General features: G+C 69.8%; 19 protein-coding genes and 1 pseudogene. 9 read left to right on the forward strand and 11 right to left on the reverse strand.

Translation table 11 applies throughout. The features are described from left to right. Positions 1–184 precede the first annotated feature (184 nt). Genes OG852_RS01355 through OG852_RS01380 form a run of 6 tightly spaced genes read right to left on the reverse strand, consistent with a single transcriptional unit; the run spans position 185 to position 6,408 of the window. Positions 185–1,687: an aldehyde dehydrogenase family protein gene (locus OG852_RS01355; RefSeq protein ID WP_133918004.1), complete on the reverse strand. Its 1,503-nt coding sequence runs from the start codon at positions 1,685–1,687 to the stop codon at positions 185–187. A gap of 4 nt (positions 1,688–1,691) precedes the next feature. Then, positions 1,692–2,738, reverse strand: a complete 1,047-nt coding sequence (locus OG852_RS01360; RefSeq protein ID WP_133918005.1) for a branched-chain amino acid ABC transporter permease — start codon at positions 2,736–2,738, stop codon at positions 1,692–1,694. Then, positions 2,735–3,613 carry a branched-chain amino acid ABC transporter permease gene (locus OG852_RS01365; protein WP_133918006.1) on the reverse strand — a complete coding sequence of 293 codons (879 nt, stop codon included), beginning with the start codon at positions 3,611–3,613 and terminating at the stop codon, positions 2,735–2,737. Before OG852_RS01365 ends, OG852_RS01360 begins: the two co-directional genes overlap by 4 nt. After that, complete coding sequence (locus tag OG852_RS01370) at positions 3,610–4,377, reverse strand: ABC transporter ATP-binding protein (RefSeq protein ID WP_133918007.1); 768 nt, start codon at positions 4,375–4,377, stop codon at positions 3,610–3,612. The genes OG852_RS01365 and OG852_RS01370 overlap by 4 nt, the downstream gene beginning before the upstream one ends. Beyond that, a complete protein-coding gene (locus OG852_RS01375) occupies positions 4,370–5,146 on the reverse strand; it encodes an ABC transporter ATP-binding protein (protein WP_133918008.1) in 777 nt (258 codons plus the stop codon). The genes OG852_RS01370 and OG852_RS01375 overlap by 8 nt, the downstream gene beginning before the upstream one ends. Then, positions 5,143–6,408, reverse strand: coding sequence for an ABC transporter substrate-binding protein (locus OG852_RS01380; RefSeq protein WP_133918009.1), 1,266 nt, complete (start codon positions 6,406–6,408; stop codon positions 5,143–5,145). The genes OG852_RS01375 and OG852_RS01380 overlap by 4 nt, the downstream gene beginning before the upstream one ends. Before the next feature lie 179 nt (positions 6,409–6,587). Here OG852_RS01380 and OG852_RS01385 point away from each other — a divergent pair, with 179 nt between their 5' ends. From OG852_RS01385 to OG852_RS01395, 3 genes are all read left to right on the forward strand, one after another. After that, the gene (locus OG852_RS01385) at positions 6,588–7,472 is read left to right on the forward strand and encodes an IclR family transcriptional regulator (protein ID WP_133918010.1); all 885 of its coding nucleotides are present in this window, start codon (positions 6,588–6,590) and stop codon (positions 7,470–7,472) included. A 181-nt stretch (positions 7,473–7,653) separates the two neighbouring features. After that, positions 7,654–8,760 (forward strand): NAD(P)-dependent alcohol dehydrogenase, encoded by a 1,107-nt coding sequence (locus OG852_RS01390; protein ID WP_133918011.1) that lies wholly within the window; start codon positions 7,654–7,656, stop codon positions 8,758–8,760. 55 nt (positions 8,761–8,815) lie between these two features. After that, positions 8,816–10,276 carry an aldehyde dehydrogenase family protein gene (locus OG852_RS01395; RefSeq protein ID WP_133918012.1) on the forward strand — a complete coding sequence of 487 codons (1,461 nt, stop codon included), beginning with the start codon at positions 8,816–8,818 and terminating at the stop codon, positions 10,274–10,276. Between the two features lie 76 nt (positions 10,277–10,352). Here OG852_RS01395 and OG852_RS01400 read toward each other — a convergent pair whose 3' ends face one another. Both OG852_RS01400 and OG852_RS01405 read right to left on the reverse strand, forming a co-directional pair. Then, positions 10,353–10,808 (reverse strand): nuclear transport factor 2 family protein, encoded by a 456-nt coding sequence (locus OG852_RS01400; RefSeq protein ID WP_166663820.1) that lies wholly within the window; start codon positions 10,806–10,808, stop codon positions 10,353–10,355. Between the two features lie 135 nt (positions 10,809–10,943). Continuing rightward, the gene (locus OG852_RS01405) at positions 10,944–11,873 is read right to left on the reverse strand and encodes a helix-turn-helix domain-containing protein (protein ID WP_208117408.1); all 930 of its coding nucleotides are present in this window, start codon (positions 11,871–11,873) and stop codon (positions 10,944–10,946) included. Between the two features lie 102 nt (positions 11,874–11,975). On the opposite strand from OG852_RS01405, the gene OG852_RS01410 reads away from it, so the two are divergent. The 6 genes and pseudogenes from OG852_RS01410 to OG852_RS01430 all read left to right on the forward strand — a co-directional run bounded on the left by OG852_RS01410 (position 11,976) and on the right by OG852_RS01430 (position 16,959). Continuing rightward, positions 11,976–12,653 carry a DsbA family protein gene (locus OG852_RS01410; protein ID WP_133918014.1) on the forward strand — a complete coding sequence of 226 codons (678 nt, stop codon included), beginning with the start codon at positions 11,976–11,978 and terminating at the stop codon, positions 12,651–12,653. 5 nt (positions 12,654–12,658) lie between these two features. Further along, positions 12,659–13,516: an NAD-dependent protein deacetylase of SIR2 family gene (locus OG852_RS01415; RefSeq protein ID WP_133918022.1), complete on the forward strand. Its 858-nt coding sequence runs from the start codon at positions 12,659–12,661 to the stop codon at positions 13,514–13,516. A 46-nt stretch (positions 13,517–13,562) separates the two neighbouring features. Continuing rightward, complete coding sequence (locus tag OG852_RS01420; RefSeq protein WP_133918015.1) at positions 13,563–14,429, forward strand: SDR family oxidoreductase; 867 nt, start codon at positions 13,563–13,565, stop codon at positions 14,427–14,429. 402 nt (positions 14,430–14,831) lie between these two features. After that, the gene (locus tag OG852_RS01425) at positions 14,832–15,593 is read left to right on the forward strand and encodes a nuclear transport factor 2 family protein (protein WP_133918016.1); all 762 of its coding nucleotides are present in this window, start codon (positions 14,832–14,834) and stop codon (positions 15,591–15,593) included. Continuing rightward, positions 15,478–15,816 (forward strand): annotated as a pseudogene (locus OG852_RS50815) (MoaF-related domain-containing protein); the annotation flags it as partial. The gene OG852_RS01425 and the pseudogene OG852_RS50815, both read left to right, overlap by 116 nt. Positions 15,817–15,972: 156 nt before the next feature. After that, complete coding sequence (locus tag OG852_RS01430) at positions 15,973–16,959, forward strand: protein-ADP-ribose hydrolase (RefSeq protein WP_133918017.1); 987 nt, start codon at positions 15,973–15,975, stop codon at positions 16,957–16,959. Positions 16,960–17,007: 48 nt separating this feature from the next. Here OG852_RS01430 and OG852_RS01435 read toward each other — a convergent pair whose 3' ends face one another. The 3 genes from OG852_RS01435 to OG852_RS01445 all read right to left on the reverse strand — a co-directional run bounded on the left by OG852_RS01435 (position 17,008) and on the right by OG852_RS01445 (position 19,115). Continuing rightward, complete coding sequence (locus OG852_RS01435) at positions 17,008–17,184, reverse strand: hypothetical protein (RefSeq protein WP_166663821.1); 177 nt, start codon at positions 17,182–17,184, stop codon at positions 17,008–17,010. Positions 17,185–17,282: 98 nt separating this feature from the next. After that, positions 17,283–18,269, reverse strand: a complete 987-nt coding sequence (locus tag OG852_RS01440; RefSeq protein WP_133918018.1) for an electron transfer flavoprotein subunit alpha/FixB family protein — start codon at positions 18,267–18,269, stop codon at positions 17,283–17,285. 48 nt (positions 18,270–18,317) lie between these two features. Further along, positions 18,318–19,115 (reverse strand): electron transfer flavoprotein subunit beta/FixA family protein, encoded by a 798-nt coding sequence (locus OG852_RS01445; RefSeq protein ID WP_208117409.1) that lies wholly within the window; start codon positions 19,113–19,115, stop codon positions 18,318–18,320. Positions 19,116–19,127: the final 12 nt, after the last annotated feature.

A 19,127-nucleotide genomic window follows, 5' to 3' on the forward strand; every position in this document is an offset into this window, starting at 1 on the left:
TGGGTCCGACGGCGGAGGCGGAGAACCACATCGTCATGGCGAGCACCTGCCGGTTCCCCAGCCGTTGCCCTACGTCGCTGGAGCCCGAAAATTCCGCCTACACTGCTCGGCGAAGGAAGGCGCGGACCTACGGCCCGGCTTCCCCACCCCAGGGCGGTCAGCAGCCGAATCTGCCGCAGGCCCGTCAGAACGGGAAGTCGCGGGGTTCCCCGCGCAGGGTGATCCAGCGGAGTTCGGTGAATTCCTCGGCTGCGAAGCCCGTGCCGAAGCGGCCCCAGCCGCTCTCCTTCACTCCGCCGAAGGGCATGTTGGGCTCGTCGTTGACCGGTTGGTCGTTGACGTGCACGATCCCTGCCTCCAGACGGCGGGCGATGTCCAGTCCGCGATGGGCGTCGCTGGTCAAGACACCTGCGGTAAGCCCGTAGCGGGAGGCGTTCGCGCGCTGCACCGCGTGGTCTGCGTCGTCGACCGTCTCCAGGATCACGACCGGGCCGAAGGTCTCGTCGAAGGCGAGTTCGGCGTCCTCGGGGACGTCGGTCAGGACGGTGGGCGGGTAGCACGGCGGCTGGGCCACTCCCCCGGTCAGCAGGCGGGCGCCCATCGAAACGGCCTCCTCGACGCGGCGGTCCAGGAGGGACAGTGCCCATTTGTTGATCACTGGTCCGACCACGGTGCGTGGATCGTGCGGGTCGCCGACGGGCAGCGCCGCCGCCTTCTCGGTGAAGAGGCGGGTGAACTCCTCCGCTATGGGCCGCTCGACGTAGATGCGGCGGGCACACATGCACACCTGTCCCTGGTGCACGAACGCGCCGTAGATCGCCGCGTCGACCGCGTAGGACAGGTCGGCGTCGGCGAGGACGAGGAGCGGGTTCTGGCCGCTGAGCTGGAGGACGATGCGCTTGAGGTGGCGGCCTGCCGTCTCGGCGAGGCGGCGGCCGGTGGGCGTGGAGCCGGTGAAGTTGACGCGGCGCACCGAGGGATGGGAGAGGAGCGTCTCCGCTATGGCGCCGGCGCCCCCGGGGGCATGGGTGATCACGTTGAGGACGCCCGGAGGGAGTCCGGCCTCACCGAAGATCTCCGCCCAGAGCGTGCCGCCGGTCAGGGGGGACTCCTCGGACGGCTTGAGGACCACCGTGTTGCCGACGGCGATGGGCCCCACGATGCTGCGACCGGACAGGACCAGGGAGGCGTTCCACGGGGCGATGGCCGCGACGACTCCGACCGGTTGGCGGACGGCGAGGGCTCGGGTGCCGGGGATGTCCGAGGGCAGCACCTGTCCCACAGCGGTGTAAGGGATTCCGGCGGCCTGGCGGAGCAGCGAGACGCTGAAGTCGAGCTGGACCGTCGCGTAGTGGCGGCCGCACCCCGTCTCTCTCGTCAGCAGTTCGATGACCTCCGCGCGACGGCGGTCGAGGATGTCGCCCGCGCGCAGCAGGATTCCCTGTCGCTGGGCCGGCGGCGTGTCGGCCCATCCGGCGAAGGCCGCCTGGGCGGCGTCCACCGCCCGGCGGGTGTCCTCGGCGTCGCCGGCGGCGACCGTCGCCATGACGGATCCGGTCCAGGGGTCGTGGTCGGAGTAGGTTCCTCCGCCCAGCGGGTCGGTCCACTCGCCGCCGATGTGGTGGCGCACCGTGACCGGGAGATCCGGTCGGTCTGCGTCCGTCGCCGCGGGGTCAGGAACGTTCACCTGGTCAAGTCTCCCTCTTCGACGACCGGGGCGGAGCCCCCTGCCGTCGCAGATGGTAACCGACGGGTAGCAACTGGACGTGCAGCCGGCCGTTCAGCAGACTCCACAGGCCGCGTGGGAGGAAGAGGGCGAAGGCGACGGCGGTCAGGCCGAGTCCGATGAGGTACCAGGCTCCCTGGTCGGCGAGGAAGTACTGCACGGTGAAGAAGAGGACGGCGCCGATGATCGGTCCCTCGAAGGTGCCGATGCCGCCGACCAGCACCATGAAGATCATGTAGGCCGACCACTGCACGCCGAAGATCGACTGAGGCTGGATGAACAGGGTGTTGGCGAGGGTGAGGGCGCCCGCGGCACCGCATCCGAAGCCGGCTAGGACGAACAGCATGAGCTTGAGAGGCCTGACGCGCACGCCGAGCGAGGCGGCGGCGTCTTCGTCGTCGCGGATCGCCTGCAGAGCCGCTCCGGTGCGGTGCCGCAGCAGGAGGAAGAGCAGGACGAGGAGGAGGACGGCGAAGGCGAGGGTGAGCCAGTAGGTGAAGGCGCGGCGCACTTCGGGGGCGTAGCCACTCAGCCCCTGTAGGGAGACGCCGGTTCCGCCTCCGAGGCTCTGGTCGAGCATGACGAACAGGGCGATCGCCTCGGCGACGACCCAGGTGCCCACGGCGAACTGGCCGCCGCGCAGCCGCAGGACGAGCAGGGAGAGCACCGCCGCGAGCACGGCGGAGGCGAGGGATGCCAGGACGACAGCGAGGTAGGGCTGTATGCCGCGCTGGGTGAGGTAGATCGTGCCGTACGCGCCGAACCCTATGAAGGCCTGCTGGCCGACCGAGACGAGCCCGGCGTATCCGGCCAGTGCGTTCCACATGACGGCGAGGATGAGGAAGATCAGCAGGCTGGTGAGCTGCTGGACGACGTTCGCGCTGAGGACCTGGGGGACGGCGAAGAGGGCGATCGCGACGAGGACGAGCGCGCTGGAACCTATGCGGGACGCCAGGCCGGCGCGCTGGACGGACCATGCGCCGGGCGGGGCGGGGGCGGCTGCTGTGGTCATGCGGGGGCTCTCCGGGTGGCGATGAACCGGCCGCGGGGGCCGGCCAGGATGACGAGGAAGACCAGGTGCCCGGCGAGGATCGAGTACTGCGGGTCGATCTGGGCGCCGAGGGTCTGGGCGATGCCGAGGACGACGCCGCCGGCCAGCGTGCCCCACAGGGATCCCAGGCCGCCGATGACGACCGCTTCGAAGGCGAAGATGAGCTGGGTGGGGCCGCTGGAGGCGTCGAAGGTGGAGTGGACGGCCAGGAAGGTGCCGGCCAGGGCGGCGACCGCGACGGCGATCGCGGCGGCTCGGGCGTAGACGGACGCCGCCGGTATGCCCACGAGCGCGGCGGTGTCGGGGTCCTGGGCGGTGGCGCGCATCTCCCGGCCGAAGCCGGTGCGTTGCAGCAGGAACTGGAGTGCGCCCAGGACCGCGACGGCGACGGCGAGGATCAGCGCGCCGAGGTAGGGCACGGACAGCTGGTCGGTGATCTTCCAGCTGCCGGTCGACAGTGAGCCCACGGACGGGCCCAGGGAGCGCACGTCCGGGGAGAAGATCTGCAGCAGGGCGTTCTGCAGGACGATGGCGAGTCCGAAGGTCGTCAGCAGTGGGGTGAGTTCTCCGCCGCGCAGACTGCGGGCCAGGACGGTGCGCTGGAGCGCGTAGCCGAGGGCGAGCATCACCGGGAGGACCGCGAGCAGCGCCAGGAACGGTGACACGTCGGCCCGGTCGGAGACCCACCAGACCCCGAACGCGCCGAGCACGGCGAGGTCGCCGTGGGCGAGGTTGATGATGCGCATAACGCCGAACAGCAGGGACAGGCCGCAGGCGAAGAGGGCGTACAGGCCGCCGAGGAAGAGGCCTTGGACGATGGCGTTGATCCAGCTCATGTCCGCTCCGGGGTGGGGTGGGCCGCCGGTGTGTCGACGGGGGCGGAGGTCGTGCCGAGGCGGCCGAGGCCGAAGTAGGCGTCGGTGACCTGGTCGCGGGTGATCTCGCCGACGGGGGCGTCGAGGACGACGCGGCCCTCGAGCATGCAGACCACACGGTCCGCAACCGACATCGCGCGGCTGAGGTCCTGCTCGACCAGGACGACGGTGGCGCCGTCGGCGATGAGTGCCGTGAGCGACTCGTAGACGGAGTCGACGGCCACCGGTGCGAGGCCGAGCGAGACCTCGTCGACCAGCAGGAGCCTGGGGTTGGTCATCAGGGCGCGGCCGATGGAGGTGGCCTGCTGCTGGCCGCCGGACAGGCTGCCCGCCCGCTTGTGGCGGATCGGCCGCAGGAGGGGGAAGGCGTCCAGGACGGTGTCGACGCTCCATGGCCCGGGCCTGGCGCGTCGGCCGGCCACGAGCAGGTTCTCCTCCACGGTGAGGTCGGGGAAGAGCTTGCGACCTTCGGGGACGAGGACCAGGCCACGCGCCACGCGTCGGTGCGCGGGCAGGCCGGTGATGTCGTTCCCGTCGAAGACGACGGTTCCCCCGGCGGCCGGGTGGGCCCCGGCCACGGTGCGCAACAAGGTTGACTTTGCCGCCCCGTTGGCGCCGACGAGAGCGACGGCCTCGCCGTTCGCCACCGTCAGCGACAGGTCCCGTACCGCCGGGAGGAGTCCGTGGCGGGCGTCGAGGCGGGAGATGTGCAGCAGGTCAGCCATGGCTGCCCCTTCCCAGGTAGGCGTCGACGACATGCGCGTCGCGCAGGACTGCCTGGGGCTCGCCCTCGGCGAGGACCTGTCCGGCGTCCATGCACACCAGGCGGTCGATGACCTGCACCAGTACGTGGACGATGTGCTCGATCCACACGATGCTGACGCCGAGGGTCCGCAACTGCTTGATGGTGCCGACAAGTTCGGCGGCCTCGGCGTCGGTGAGGCCGCCGCCGATCTCGTCGAGGAGCAGGACGCGCGGGTCGGTCGCCAGGGAGCGGGCGAGTTCTAGCCGTTTGCGGTGCAGCAGGCCAAGGCTCTCGGCGCGCCGGTTGGCGAGGTCGATCAGATCGCACAGTTCCAGGACGTCGACGCACCGCTGGTGGGCCGCGCGCCGCGACAGCCGGGTACCGTACGAGGCGCCGACCAGGACGTTCTCCAGGACGGTCATCCCGCCGAAGGGGCGCGGGATCTGGAATGCCCGGCCGATCCCCTGACGGCACCGCAGCTCCGGCCGCATCGACGTCACGTCGTGGCCGTCGAGGTGGATGGTGCCCCGGTCCGGTGTGACCGATCCGGCCAGGGCGTTCAACAGGGTGGTCTTCCCGGCGCCGTTGGGGCCCACGATGCCGACAGCTTCGCCGGCGCCGACGCGGAAGTCGACGCCGTCCAGGACGCGCAGGTCACCGTAGTTCAGTGTCAGGCCGGCCCCGACGAGGACGTGCGGGAGGTCCTGCGTCCTCATGGGGTCGGCTGCCGGGGTGCTCACGGCGCTCATGAGGTGTAGGGGCGTAGTCGCGCGGCGACGGGGACGTTGGGGTCGCTGGAGTTCTCGCACAGGACGAAGTCCAGCTTGTAGGGACTGCCCGGGGCCGCCTGCACCCACTGGCCGCCGAGGATGGGGGTGGCGACGACGTTGGCGTTGGGTCCCTTGCCCCACTGGAGCCTGCCGACCGGGGTCTGCACGTCGAGACCGGCGATCGCCTTGGCGACGGCCTTCTTGTCCTGGGGGTCGGTGGCGGCCTGGAGGGCGGCCGCGCCGGCGTCGAACAGGGCGAGGCTGGCACCGAGTTGCTGGGTCCACTGCTTGCCGGACGACTTCTGGTAGCCGTCGGCGAGGTCCTTGGACGAGATCTTGGTGAGGGAGGAACTGTAGGGGAAGGTCGGGGTCCAGTAGGCGCCGCCCGCGATGCCTATGCCTATGGAACCCAGCGCCTCGACCTGGGAGGGGAACAGGCCCGTCTTGGCGACCTGCACGATCTTGGGCTTGTAGCCCTGTTGCGCCGCTTGCCGCCAGAAGGTGGCGAAGTCGGAGGGGATGGGGAAGGTGTTGAAGATCTCGCAGTTCTGGGCCTTGAACCTGGCGATCTGCGACGAGTAGTCGTTGGTGCCGTCGGTGTAGGCGCCGGGGTCGACGATGTCGTAGCCGTCCTTCTTCAGCAGCGGCCCGAGTGCCTGCCGGATGGCGTTGCCGTCGGAGTCGTTGGGCCACATGACGCCGGTCTTCTTGTTCGTCTTCACCTGCGGCCACAGATGCGTGTACGCCTGGTGAAACTGCTCGACGCCGAAGCAGAAGTGGTAGGTGTACTGGAAGGCCTGCTTCTGGTCCGGCTTGCCTCCGCGGCCGAAGTACCAGGCCTCCCAGGGGACGACGGTGGAAATGCACGGGACGCCAGCGGCCTCGCACGCGTCGGAGACCGGGTTGACTGTCTCCGGTGTCGACGTGGTGAGCATCAGGTCGATGCCCTCGGCGTTGATCAGGTCGTTGGCCACCTGGGATCCCCGCTGGGGGTTGGACTGGCCGTCCTTGTCGATGATCTTGACCTGGTACTTCTTGCCGCCAATAGTCAGGCCGTCGGCGAATGCCTTGCGGGCCAGGCTGAGCACGTACGCGTCCGGCTCGCCGAACCCGGCCGCGGCGCCGGTGCGCGGGCTGACGAACCCGATCTTCAGCGTGGCCGATCCGCTGCCGCCGCCGCTGCCGCCGCTGCCGACCTTGCAGGCGGCGAGCAGCGGACTTGCCAGGGCAAGTCCGGACATACCGAGTCCCGCCGTACGCAGAATCTGACGTCTGCTGGGTTCGGGAGACGGTTCGGACATAGGAGACTTAGGCATGTTCGCCCTCCTGGTGAACCAAAGGTGGGGGGAACGTAGGAGTGGCTGTCACGAAAGTCAACGCGGCGTTCTAGTAGATGAAACATTCGGCGCTACCATGCGGCATGACCTCACGGACGCCGTCGTCGGGATCCGACGAGCCCCCACCCCCTCTCGAAGCCGACGCCGCCGAGGACGCCGCGACGCCCCCGAAGGCGGCGGCCGCGGGGTTCTCCCAGTCCCTGGAGCGCGGACTGCTGATCCTCTCGTCGTTCAGCGAGACCCGGCCCGTGCTGGGCATTTCCGACCTGGGGCGCACGGTCGGCCTCAACCGCAGCACCACCTACCGGTACGTGGCGACCCTCGCCAAACTCGGCTACCTGCAACAGGATCCGGACTCCCGGAAGTACTCCCTCGGCCCCCGGGTCGTCGACCTCGGTTTCGCGGCGATCAACTCCATGGAGATCACCCGCGTCGCCGGGCCGTTCCTGCAGGCCCTGTCGGACGAAACCGGCTACACCGTGAGCATGGCCGTGCTCGACGGCCCGGACATCGTCTACGTCGACCGGCGGCGCAGCGGTCGCGCGGGCACCTACGCCATGGGCCTCCACCTGCACGTCGGCTCCCGTCTTCCGGCCTACTGCACGTCGATGGGCAAGGTCCTGCTCGCATACCAGGAGCCGGCCGTGCTGCGTGACCTGGTCGATCGCACGGACCTCGCCCGGCGGGGGCCGAAGACGATCACCGCACGGGAGCAGCTCATGGTGGCGCTGGCCCGGGTCCGGCGTACCGGGTTCGCGCTCAACGACGAGGAACTCGCGCCCGGGCTGCGGTCGCTGGCCGCGCCGGTGAGGGATCGGTCCGGCGCTGTGGTGGCCGCGGTCAACGTCGCGGTGCACCTCACGGTGTGGAATGCGTCGGTGGAATCCGTCATGTCGCGCCTCGAAGCCCCCTTGCGACGCGCCACCACCGAAATCTCCACCCGGCTCGGTCATCGGCCGCAGGCTTGATGCACAGCCGCCTCACCGGTGTTGTTTGAATAATTGAAACGCTAGTCTTTATAAACGAAACAACGCGGACTCATTTCATTGACACCGGCTCCGGACCGGGCGCAGACTCACGCCGCCACAGTTCTGTGGACGTAACTTCACCAGCGCGAACAGAGCTGTTCTCTGTGTCCGGGAGGCCGCCGTGCGTATACAAGCCGCCGTGTTCGAGAAGCAGGACGGTCCGTTCCAGCTCCAGGACGTCGAGCTGGACGACCCGGAAGCGGGCGAGGTCGTCGTGCGGATCGCGGCCACCGGCATCTGCCACACCGACGGCCTGGCACGTCACGGTGACCTTCCCTTCCCCACCCCGGGGGTGCTCGGCCACGAAGGCGCCGGTGTCGTGACGGCAGTGGGTCCAGGTGTCACGTCGGTGCGGGAGGGCGACCACGTCGTCATCGGCTGGCCCTGGTGCGGCGAGTGCCGCAACTGCCTGGCGGGCGAGCCCCGTTACTGCGCCCGGCTCGGCGAACTCCTCGTCAGCGGAGTCCGGCCGGGGACCGGGGCCTCGGCCCTGCGCCGCCCGGACGGGGGCGCCCTTCACGGACACTTCTTCGGCCAGTCGTCGTTCGCCACGCACTCCCTGACTCGGGCCAACAGCCTGGTGAAGGTCCCACACGACGTTCCGCTCGACCTGCTCGGACCCCTGGCCTGCGGGCTGTCCACCGGCGCGGGCGCCGTGCTGAACACGCTGCGCCCGCAGACCGGCTCCAGCCTCGTGATCTACGGCACCGGCTCGGTGGGGCTCGCCGCCGTCATGGCGGCCCGCAACAGCGGCGCGACCACGATCATCGCGGTCGACCGGCACGCCTCCCGGCTGGAGCTGGCGGCGGAACTCGGCGCCACCCACACCGTGAACGCCGCCGACACGGACCCCGTCGCCGCCGTTCACGACATCTGCGGCGGGCCCGCCGACAACGCCCTGGAGTGCACCGGCATCATCTCCGTCGTCCGCCAGGCCGCCGACTCGGTCGGCATGCTCGGCACCTGCGCGCTCATCGGCGGCGCTCCGGCGGGAGCCGAGTTCACCCTCGACCACCTCACCACCCTGTGGGGCAAGCGGATCGTCGGCGTCCTCGGCGGCGGCGGCCGCAGTACCCAACTCATCGGCGCGCTCATCGAGTTGTACCGCCAGGGCCGCTTCCCCATGGAACGCCTCGTCTCCTGGTTCGCCTTCGACCAGATCGAGCAGGCGCTTCAGGCGTCGTACGCCGGCGACGTCATCAAGCCGATCGTCCGCATGCCCGCCTGAGACCGCACGCCCCGTGGCGCTGCCGCGACTGCCCCGTACCGAAAGAAGCCCCTTCATGTCTCTGACCCGTGAACTTTTCATCGGCGGCAAGGACGTACCCGCCCTCTCCGGCCGCACCGCCGAGGACATCAGCCCCTACACCGGCGAGGTCTACGCGACCGTCGCCGCAGCCGGGCCGGAGGATGTGACCCGGGCCGTGGACGCCGCCGACGCGGCGTTCGCCGAATGGGCCGCGCTCGCGCCCTTCGCCCGCCGCGCGATCTTCCTCAAGGCGGCGGATCTGCTGGACGCCCGCGCCGAGCAGGTGGCCGAGATCATGGCCCACGAGGCCGGCGGCACCCGCCCCTGGGCATTCTTCAACGTGGCGCTGGCGGCGAACATCCTGCGGGAGGCGGCCGCCGCGATCACCGCTCCGCGCGGTGAGGTACTCAGCGCGCAGGAGGAAGGCGCGCTGGGCCTGGCCGTGCGGGAACCGCTGGGCGTGGTCGCGGCGTTCGCGCCGTGGAACGCTCCGGTCATTCTCGGTGTCCGGGCCGTGGCGGCGCCGCTTGCTGTCGGCAACACGGTCGTCGTCAAGCCCAGCGAGGACGCGCCCATCGCCTGCGGACTGCTCGTCGCGGACGTGCTGCGCGAGGCGGGACTGCCCGACGGTGTGCTCAACGTGGTCACCAACGCCCGCGAGGACGCGGCGGAGATCGCCGAGGTGCTGATCGCCGATCCCCGGGTGCGTGCCGTGAACTTCACGGGCTCCACCGGGGTCGGCCGGATCATTGGCACCCACGCGGCGAACCACCTCAAGCCGGCCGTGCTCGAACTGGGCGGCAAGAACGCGGTGATCGTCCTGGACGACGCGGACGTGGACTACGCCGTCGACGCCGTCACCTTCAGCGTGTTCATGAACTCCGGGCAGATCTGCATGTCCGGCGACCGCATCCTCGTACACGAGTCGCTGGCCGAGGAGTTCACCCGGAAGTTCACCGCCAAGGTCGCCTCCCTCCAGGCCGGGGACCCCGCCCATCCGCACACCGTGGTGGGCCCGCTGGTCACCGCCTCCGCCGCACAGCGCGTCGCCGCATTGGTGCAGGACGCGGTCGCCAAGGGCGCCACCGTGCTCACGGGCGGCGGGCGGCCGGAGGGCGCGGTGCACGCGGCGACCGTGCTCACCGGCGTTCCCAAGGAGGCGGACCTGTACTACGCGGAGGCCTTCGGGCCGGTCTGCGTCGTCGAGACGTTCGGCGACGACGACACCGCCGTGGCCGTCGCCAACGACACCGACCATGGTCTGACCTGCGGAATCATCACCGAGAACGCCACCCACGGGCTGAGCGTCGCCCGTCGGGTCCGGACGGGCATCGTGCACATCAACGACCAGTCCGTGGCCGACGAGCCCCACGCGCCCTTCGGCGGCGTGAAGGCCTCCGGCTATGGCCGGTTCGGTGGACGGTGGGGTATCGAGGCGTTCTCCAGCACCCGCTGGGTGACGATCGCGACCCAGCAGGCCCACTACCCCTTCTGATCCGTCCGCCCAGGCACCGCGCAGAACGCCCGCACCTTCCCCATGGAGGTGCGGGCGTTGCGACGGTCCTGGCGGGTCAGACCTGCGGGTTGCCGTTGGCGCTCTTGTCCGCGACCGCCTGGAGGGCGTCCCAGTGCCCGATGACCCTGCCGTTCCGGTCGAAGCGGAAGGTGTCCACCTCGACCGTGCCGCGGTCCTCGGCCGACGTCTTCGCCAAGCCCTGCACGACCACGAGGTCGCCCTGGGTGACAGTCCGCTTGAAAGCCAGTGAGGCGTCCGGGAACTGCTGGAGGTAGCCCGTGACACCGGCGACGAAGGCGTCGCGGCCGTTGCCGAAGTTCGGGTTGTGCTGGATGTAGGTGTCGGCGCTGATGTACTTCTCAGCGGCCTTGCCCGGCCGGTGCTGGTTGAAGGCCTGGTCCAGCAGGGCCACAGCGGCCTCCTGGTTGCGCAGTTCCTGGGCGGACAGCCGGCTCGTCGAACGCGTCGGCATCTCGTGCTCGGGCGTGGCCAACGCGGAGGGAACGATCACCGTGCCCGCCGCGAGTGCGACGGCAGCTGCGGACAGAGAGATGCGAACTGAGCGGTCATTGGGGATCGCTATACGACTCGTTCGTCGTGAGGCTCGCTTGGGTGATGCGCAAGGGTCGTTCCTGCGCGGTGCCCTTTACCCCTGGCCAAGGGCCGCCGATGGCCCCGGGTCCTCGGGGCGTCCCCTGACCCCGTTGCGGAAGTCGATCGGAGAACGGCCCGTGCGTTGCATGAAGTACTTGCTGAACTGGGAGGGCGTGACGAAGCCGAGGCGGTCCGAGATCTGGGCGGCGCTCTCGTCTCCGTGCGCCAGCAGACGCTTCGCCTCCAGCACGACCCGGCGGTCGATGAACTCCTTCGCGCTAAGCCCGGCGCCCGCCAGGGCCGCCCGGGCGAGGGTGCGTCCCGAGTAGCCGAGCATGCGGGCGTAGTCCTCCACCCGGCGGGTGGCGGTGAAGTGCCGTTCGACCGCGTCACGGAACCGCAGGTAGGTCTCGTCCGGCTCCGGAGCGGGGCTGCCGACCGCGACGGTGAGATGGGCCAGTCGCAGGAGGAGGACGGCGAGGAGGTGCCGCAGGGCCGCGAGGTGCACGTCGAGAGGCAGGTGTCCGAGCGAGCGAAACTCGCGGCTCAAGTGTTCCGCGGCCATGGTCACGGCCTCTGCATCGTCAGCTACGGGGGTGATGATGACCGGTGCGTGGGGATCGTCGACCCGGGCGACGGTCGCCGTGGCCGGGTCCAGCATGTCCTGCTGGAAGAGGATCAGAGTGCCCTCGGCCTTGGTGAGGTCGCCCCACTGGTGCACCTGCCCCGGGCGTACCCACAGCCAGGAGCCCGGCCGCAGGGCGTAGCCGTTGAAGTCGACGACGTGCCAGAGGTTGCCCGCAGTGAGCGTGAGCAGATGATGGAAGTCGGGGCGCTGGGGCCGGGCGAGGGTCTGCTCGCAGACGCGCCGCCGTAGCTCCGCCAGTGACATGACCTCCACACCGGCAGGAGTGCCCGCAGGCGCGGCGAACGCGACCTCAGGGATCTCGCGCGCAGAGTCGTGTCGGTTTTTGGCCATCATCAGTCGGAAGTTTATCCGGCTTTCCGTACGCGCTCTTCGTACGTTGGTCATGCCGCTGCGGAAACAGAACGTCTTCCTGGCGGAAATCGGAAAGGACGGCACGTGGCGACGACAGGAGAGAGGGTCGGGCTGACGTACGTCTTCGACGCCTACTGCGCTTGGTGTCACGGCTTCGCCCCGACCCTGCGGGCCTTCGTCGAAGCCCGTGCCGACCGCGTCGACCTGTGCGTCCTGCCGGCCGGGCTGTACGGGGGAGCGCGCGCGCTGCCTGTCTCGGCCCATCCCCACCTGGTGCGCGAGAGTGCCCGCGTCGCGGAACTGACCGGCGCCCACTTCGGTGAGGGACACCGGCGGACGGTCGCCGAAGGCAGCATGATGATGGATTCCACCGACGCGGCCACGGGGCTGGAGGCCCTGCTGGCGCAGCCGGGCGCGGACACCCTGCGGACGCTCGAAGCGATGCAGCACGCCTGGTTCATCGACGGCCTGAGCCTGTCGGACCCGGCGACCTACCGAGTGCTCGCCGTCGAGCTGGGCCTGAGCCCCCTTGCCGTGGCGTGCGCATACGCCGCACCCGTCACACGCGCGCGAGCAACGGTCGGACTGCGTTCCGTCCGCCGCCTGAGCGTGGAGAGCTACCCGGCCCTGCTGCTCACCACCGTTTGCGGAGACCACCATCGGCTGGGCGGACCGCTGACCCGTGTCGAGGAACTGACCACGGCCTTCGACGAGTACACGCACCGGATGTCCGTGGCACTGGAAGGAACCTGCGCGCCGTGAGCACCATGAACAACACTCCCGTCTCGACCGCACCGCCACGCGAGACGATCCGCGCTTGGGTGGAGGAGGCCGACCGGGTCCTGATCGCGGCCGGCGCGGGCCTGAGCGCTGCCGCCGGCTACGACTACGGCGACACCGAACGCTTCAGGGAACTGTTCCCGGCGCTGTACCGGCTCGGCCTGCGTTCGCGCTACCTGCTCGGCGTGCCCCTGCCTCGGGACATGATGTGGGGCTACTGGGCCGTCCACATCGACGACATCCGCTACGATCCCCGACCCAATCCCCTCTACCGCAAGCTGAGGGAGCTGGTCGGCGAGCGCGACCACTGGGTGATGACGTCCAACGTCGACGCCCTCTTCGCCCGCAACGGCTTCGAGGCGGACCGGATCTTCACCCCGCAGGGCGACTACGGCCATCTCCAGTGCACGGTCCCCTGCTCGCGGGACACCTGGCCCAGCAGACCGTTCCTCGACGCGGTCCTCGCCACGTACAACCGCGACACCGGTCGGGTGACCGATCCGGCGGCCCTGCCGTGCTGCCCCCGCTGCGGCGCTGACGTCTTTCCCAACGTCCGTGTCGGTCCAGAGTTCGTCGACGACGCCTACCTGCCCGCGGGTCGGCGGCTGGTGCAGTGGCTCGACGACGCGCCCACGGACAGCACCTTGCTCGTGCTGGAAATCGGGGCCGGATTCAATACTCCCGGCGTGATTCGCCTCCCCATGGAGAACCTGGTGCGCCAGACCCCACGGGCCCGCCTCGTCCGGATCAATCCCGACCATCCCGTCGTCCCCTCGGACCTCGGCGAACGAGCGCTGTCCGTTCCCCTCCGAGCTGACCGGCTCCTCGACGGGCTCGATCCCTGACATCCGGCGGCAGCGCGCCTCCGCCACCACAGGAAGAGAAGTCACCATGTCCCAGGTATCCGAGACATCCGTCCCCGCGATCGCCGTCACCGGCTCCACCGGCCGGCTCGGCGGGCGCGTCGCCCGGCGACTGGCCGAGCGGCGCGTCCCGCAAAAACTCCTGGCCCGCAACCCGGCACGCGCTCCACGGCTTCCCGGCTCGGTGGCGATGCAAGGCGACTACGCCGACCAGGACGCCGTGCGGGAGGCCCTCGTCGGCACCCGCACCGTCTTCATGGTCTCCGCCTCCGAGAACGCCGACCGGCTCGCACAGCACAAGGCGTTCGTCGATGCCGTCGCGGAGGCGGGTGTCCGGCACCTGGTGTACGTCTCCTTCTACGGCGCCGCCCCCGACGCCACCTTCACCCTGGCACGCGACCACTTCCACACGGAGCAGCACATCCGTGCGAGCGGCCTCGCGTACACCTTCCTCCGGGACAACTTCTACGCGGAGTTCGTCCCCGACCTCGTCGGCGAGGACGGCGTCATCCGCGGCCCGGCCGGGCACGGACGCGCCGCGTTCGTCAGCCAGGACGACATCGCCGACGCCGCCGCCGCGGTGCTGTCCCGGCCCGACGACCATGCGGGCCTCGCCTACGACCTGACCGGGCCGGAGTCCCTGACGCTGGACGAAGCGGCCGTCATCCTGTCCGAGCAGCTCGGACACACCGTCACCTACCAGCAGGAGACGGTCGAGGAGGCCTACGCCTCCCGTGCCTCCTATGCCGCTCCGTCGTGGCAGCTGGACGCCTGGGTGTCCACCTACACGGCCATCGCGCACGGTGAACTCGACGGCGTCAGCGACGCTGTGCCCCGCCTGACCGGCCACCCCGCCACACCCCTCGCCGAGGTCGTCCGCTCCGCAGAGGGATGACCCGCACGGCAGGGCCCCTGCCCGCCGACCGGCAGGGGCTGCGCGCACGGCCAACCCGGCTACTGCGCCCCCTTCATCCTCCGCGACTCCGGTGCCACCCGGACCGAGGCACCACCCCGGTTGCTGCTCAACGGGCGCCTGATCCGCGGTGACACCGAAGACGACAGCGAGTTGCCCGTCGTCCCCTTCTGGTCGTCCCGTACCGGCGGGGCGGTTGCCGGACGACGAGCAGCCAGCCGCACCCTGGTAGCGCCCGACACCCTCAACCCAAAGGCTGTCGCTTTCTGACTATCAGGAGTCGCTATTTCTGCCGATCAGTTGGCTGCCGTACGCATAGTTTGAACACATCGCCGCCGGACCACTGGTCCACCTGGCCAGGTTCCCCAAGCAAGGAAGACAGTCATGAGCAACGCGAAGAACACCGTCCTTCAGGCCGCCGCCGAGCTGTTCGGCGACAAGGACCCCTCCGCCGTGGACCGCTGGGTGGCCGCAGACTACAAGCAGCACAGCGCGCTCGCCGCCGACGGCCCCGAGGCCCTCCGCGGACTGGTCGCCGGCCTGGGCGAGGACTTCCGCTACGAAGGCGCCCGGGTCATCGCCGACGGCGACCTGGTCGTCCTGCACGGCACCTACCACGGCTTCGGTCCGGCCCCGCTCGTCGGGTTCGACATCTTCCGCGTCGACGCCGACGGCAGGCTGGCCGAGCACTGGGACGCCCTGACCCCTGAGGTCAGGGACACCGTCTCCGGCCGGTCCCAGACCGACGGCCCTGCGGCGGTCACCGAGACCGACAAGACCGACGCCAACCGTGCCCTGGTGGCCGAGTTCGCCGAGAAGGTCCTCGTCGGCGCCGACTACTCGGTGCTCACCGACTACATCTCCACCGAGACCTACGACCAGCACAACCCCGAGGCCGGCGACGGTCTCGACGGCTTCGGGGCGGCCGTGGCCAAGTGGGGCGAGCAGGGCAAGAACCTCGTCTACAAGAAGGTCCACAAGGTCATCGCCGAGGGCGAGTTCGTCCTGACGCAGTCCGAGGGCGAGTTCGGTGTGCCCGTCGCCTACTACGACCTCTTCCGCGTCGTGGACGGCAAGATCGTCGAGCACTGGGACGTCGTCGCGCCCATCCCGGCCGAACTGCCGCACGGCAACGGCCTGTTCTGACCAGTCCGAACGACGCCGGATCACCGAACGCACCGACGGAGCGCACAGGCATGGGCAACCACGCCTACGCCTGAAAGACGTACCCCACACCGGCGCGAGCGAGGACGTCACGCTGCACGCGGCCGCAGGCGCCCCTGGCGTCTTCCTCCTCGGCTGGCTGGAGAAGTCCGGCATGACCGTCACCCACGCGGTGAACCTCAACTCCCTTACGGTCCACGCCTTCTGGACCTACGACACCCCGAGGGCCGGATCGGCGAGCTGTGCGTCGGCACACTCAAAGAGACGTGATCCACCTGCCGATGACCCGGCCCTGCGCGCACCGACGCGCGGGGCCGGGTCATCGGCACACCTCGTTCACCCGCCCCACCCGGAGCCGTTGATGATCCCGATCCGCGCCGAGTCCGATGCCACCGCCGCGACGGAGACACAGCGCTCCGCACTGCCCCTGACCGCTTACCGAACGGCCGTCGCGCTCGACGAGCCCTTCCTCCCCACGGCGGCCCCAGCCACGGCCGCTCGGCTGGACGCCCATGTGCGCTCAGCACTGCACCTGCTCAGCGCCGATCCGGCCGTATCCCGGCTCGGCCTGCAGTCCGACTCACTGAGGCACCTCACCGATGCCGACGCCGACACGGCCCGCCGGGTGCTGCGGGCCCTGCTGACCGTACGTGATCCCGGTCCGCTGCCGGAGGGAGCGGACCGGGAGCTGGACGCGCTCCTCGGCACGGAGCGGAGCCTTCGGCCCGCCGTCTCGGCACTTGAACTGCCCACGATCGAAGAGGAGTTCCACGGCACGGCCTTCCGGGCCGCGGCCGAGGCCGTGCTGTGGCGGGGAGACATCACCACGCTGGCCGCCGACGCCGTGGTCAACGCCGCCAACAGTCAACTGCTCGGCTGCTTCCGCCCTCTGCACCCCTGTATCGACAACGCCATCCACAACGCCGCCGGGCCTCACCTGCGCGACGACTGCCACACGATCATCACGGCGCAAGGAGCCCTCGAACCCACCGGTACGGCCAAGATCACCCGGGGCTACCACCTTCCGGCCCGGTACGTCCTGCACACCGTCGGCCCTGTCATCCAGGGCCGTCCGCACGCCCATGACGCACAGGCGCTCGCCTCCTCCTACCGGGCATGCCTGGACCTCGCCGCCGAGGTGGAGACCATCCGCACCCTCGCCTTCTGCGCTGTCAGCACCGGCGTGTTCGGCTACCCCAAGGAGGAAGCCGCACTGGTTGCGCTGTACACCGTCGCGGACTGGATCGCAGCGCATCCCGGCCGGTTCGACCGCGTGGTGTTCACCGTGTTCGAGGACGACGACGAACGGGCCTATCGGAACGCCCTCGGCGTAGGCGCCCGCCCCTGACACGACATCCCTCACAGATCGCGGATCGAGAAGACGGCGCTGGCGAGCCTACGCGCGGCCGTTCGTCGCTAGTGGATCAGCTGTGGCCTGTTCCGCAAGTCGCCGCATCCGGTCCAGGCTGTCGCTGCCGGGATCCGGCACGTGGATGATCACTCGCTGGTCGGGATCGTCGGAAATGGCCATCCGGTGCTGTTCCAGGTACAGGACGCCGACTTCGGTCCGCACCCGGTCCTTCTTCCCGTCACTGCTGGAAACACCGGCTCGGGGGCCATCTCGTCCAACAAGCGGTGCCAGGCCACCGTCGCCCATATCTTGTGCACGCGTCAGCCCTTGCGTTGCCTGACCTTCTCGGTCACGGCGGGGAGGACCGTGTGGAGGTCGCCCACGACACCGAAGTCGACGAGCTCGAAGATCGGGGCCTCCTCGTCCTTGTTCACCGCGACGATGGTTTTCGAGGTCTGCATGCCTGCGCGGTGCTGGATGGCGCCGGAGATCCCGGCGGCAAAGTAGAGCTGGGGGGCGACGGTCTTTCCGGTCTGGCCGATCTGGTAGCTGTGCGGCTTCCAGCCCGAGTCGACCGCGGCCCGCGAGGCGCCCACGGCCGCGCCGAGGGCGTCGGCGAGGTCCTCGACCGGATCGAAGTCGCCGCCGGTGCCGCGGCCGCCGGAGACCACTATCGCGGCCTCGGTCAGTTCGGGGCGGCCGGTGGCGGCCCGAGGCTGGGAGGCCACGATCCGGGCACCCTGGGCGGCCTCGGACACGGTGACGGCCACCTCCTCGACCTGGCCGGCGCCGTCGGCCTCCACCGGCACCAAGGAGTTGGGCTTGACGGTGATGATCGGGGTGCCCCGAGTGACCCTGGCCTTGACCGTGTAACTGCCGGCGAACACCGACTGGGTGGTCACCGGGCCGTCGTCTCCGGCCTCGATGTCGATGGCGTCGGTGATCAGCCCGGAGCCGGTTGCGATCGCGAGCCGGCCCGCGACCTCCTTGCCCTCGGCGGATGAGGCGATCAGTACCGCGCCCACGCCACCGGACTGCGAGGTCTTCTCCACGAGCTGCTGGAGCGCCTCGGCCTTCGGTGCCACCAGGTATCCCTGCAGACCCTCGTCGTCGACGACGTACACCCTCTGCGCGCCGTACCTCTTGACCGCATCGGCCACCTCCGCCCCCTTGGCCTTCGGACCGATGAACACCGCCGACGGCTCGCCTATGCGCGCCGCGAGCGTGAGCATCTCGTACGTTGGCTTCTTGATCGCCACACCCTCAGGAACGGCGGCGTGGTCGACCACCACCAGGATCTCGGACATTGAATCGCTCTCCGTAATCTGTGGGTCGGATGACTCGGACGAACTTGCCTAGATGAACTTCTGGGCGGCGAGGAAGTCAGCCAGCGCCCTGGCGCCCGAGCCCTCCTCGTCCTTGACGATCTCGCCGGCCTCACGCGGCGGACGCTCGGTCGTCTCCTCGACCGCGGTCCACGCCGCGGACAGTCCCACATCGCCGGCGTCGACCCCGATGTCGGACAGCGTCAGGATCTCCACCGGCTTCTGCTTGGCCGCCATGATCCCCTTGAACGACGGGTACCGCGCCTCACCGGACTGGTCGGTCACCGACACCACCAGCGGCATTGCCCCATCCACCACCTCGGTCGCGACGTCGCCGTCGCGCTGGATCCGCACCTCGACACCCTGCATCTCGATTTTCGAGGCCAAGGTGAGCTGCGGCAGCGACAGCCGCTCGGCCAGCATCGCCGGCACCACGCTCATCGAACCGTCGGTGGACGCCATGCCACACATCACCAGGTCGTACGGCATGCCTCCTCCATCAGCACCGCCGCCCCATTGCACCGCCTTTGCCAGTACCAGCGACGTCGCGATCGCGTCGGAGCCCGCGATCGCGTCGTCCTGGACGTGCACGCCCCTGTCGGCGCCCATCTGCAGCGCCTTGCGGACCGCATCGACCGCCTGCTCGGGGCCCACGCACAGCACGGTCACCTCGACGTCGTCGGGGCTCCCGGCCTTCTCCTTGATCTGGAGCGCCTGCTCCACGGCGTACTCATCGAGCTCGGACAGGAGTCCGTCCACGCCCACGCGGTCGACGGTCTTGTCGTGCTGGAAGCGCCGGTTCCCGGTGGCGTCGGGCACGTACTTCACACAGACAGCGAT

This window comes from Streptomyces sp. NBC_00582, assembly GCF_036345155.1.
Lineage (GTDB): Bacteria > Actinomycetota > Actinomycetes > Streptomycetales > Streptomycetaceae > Streptomyces.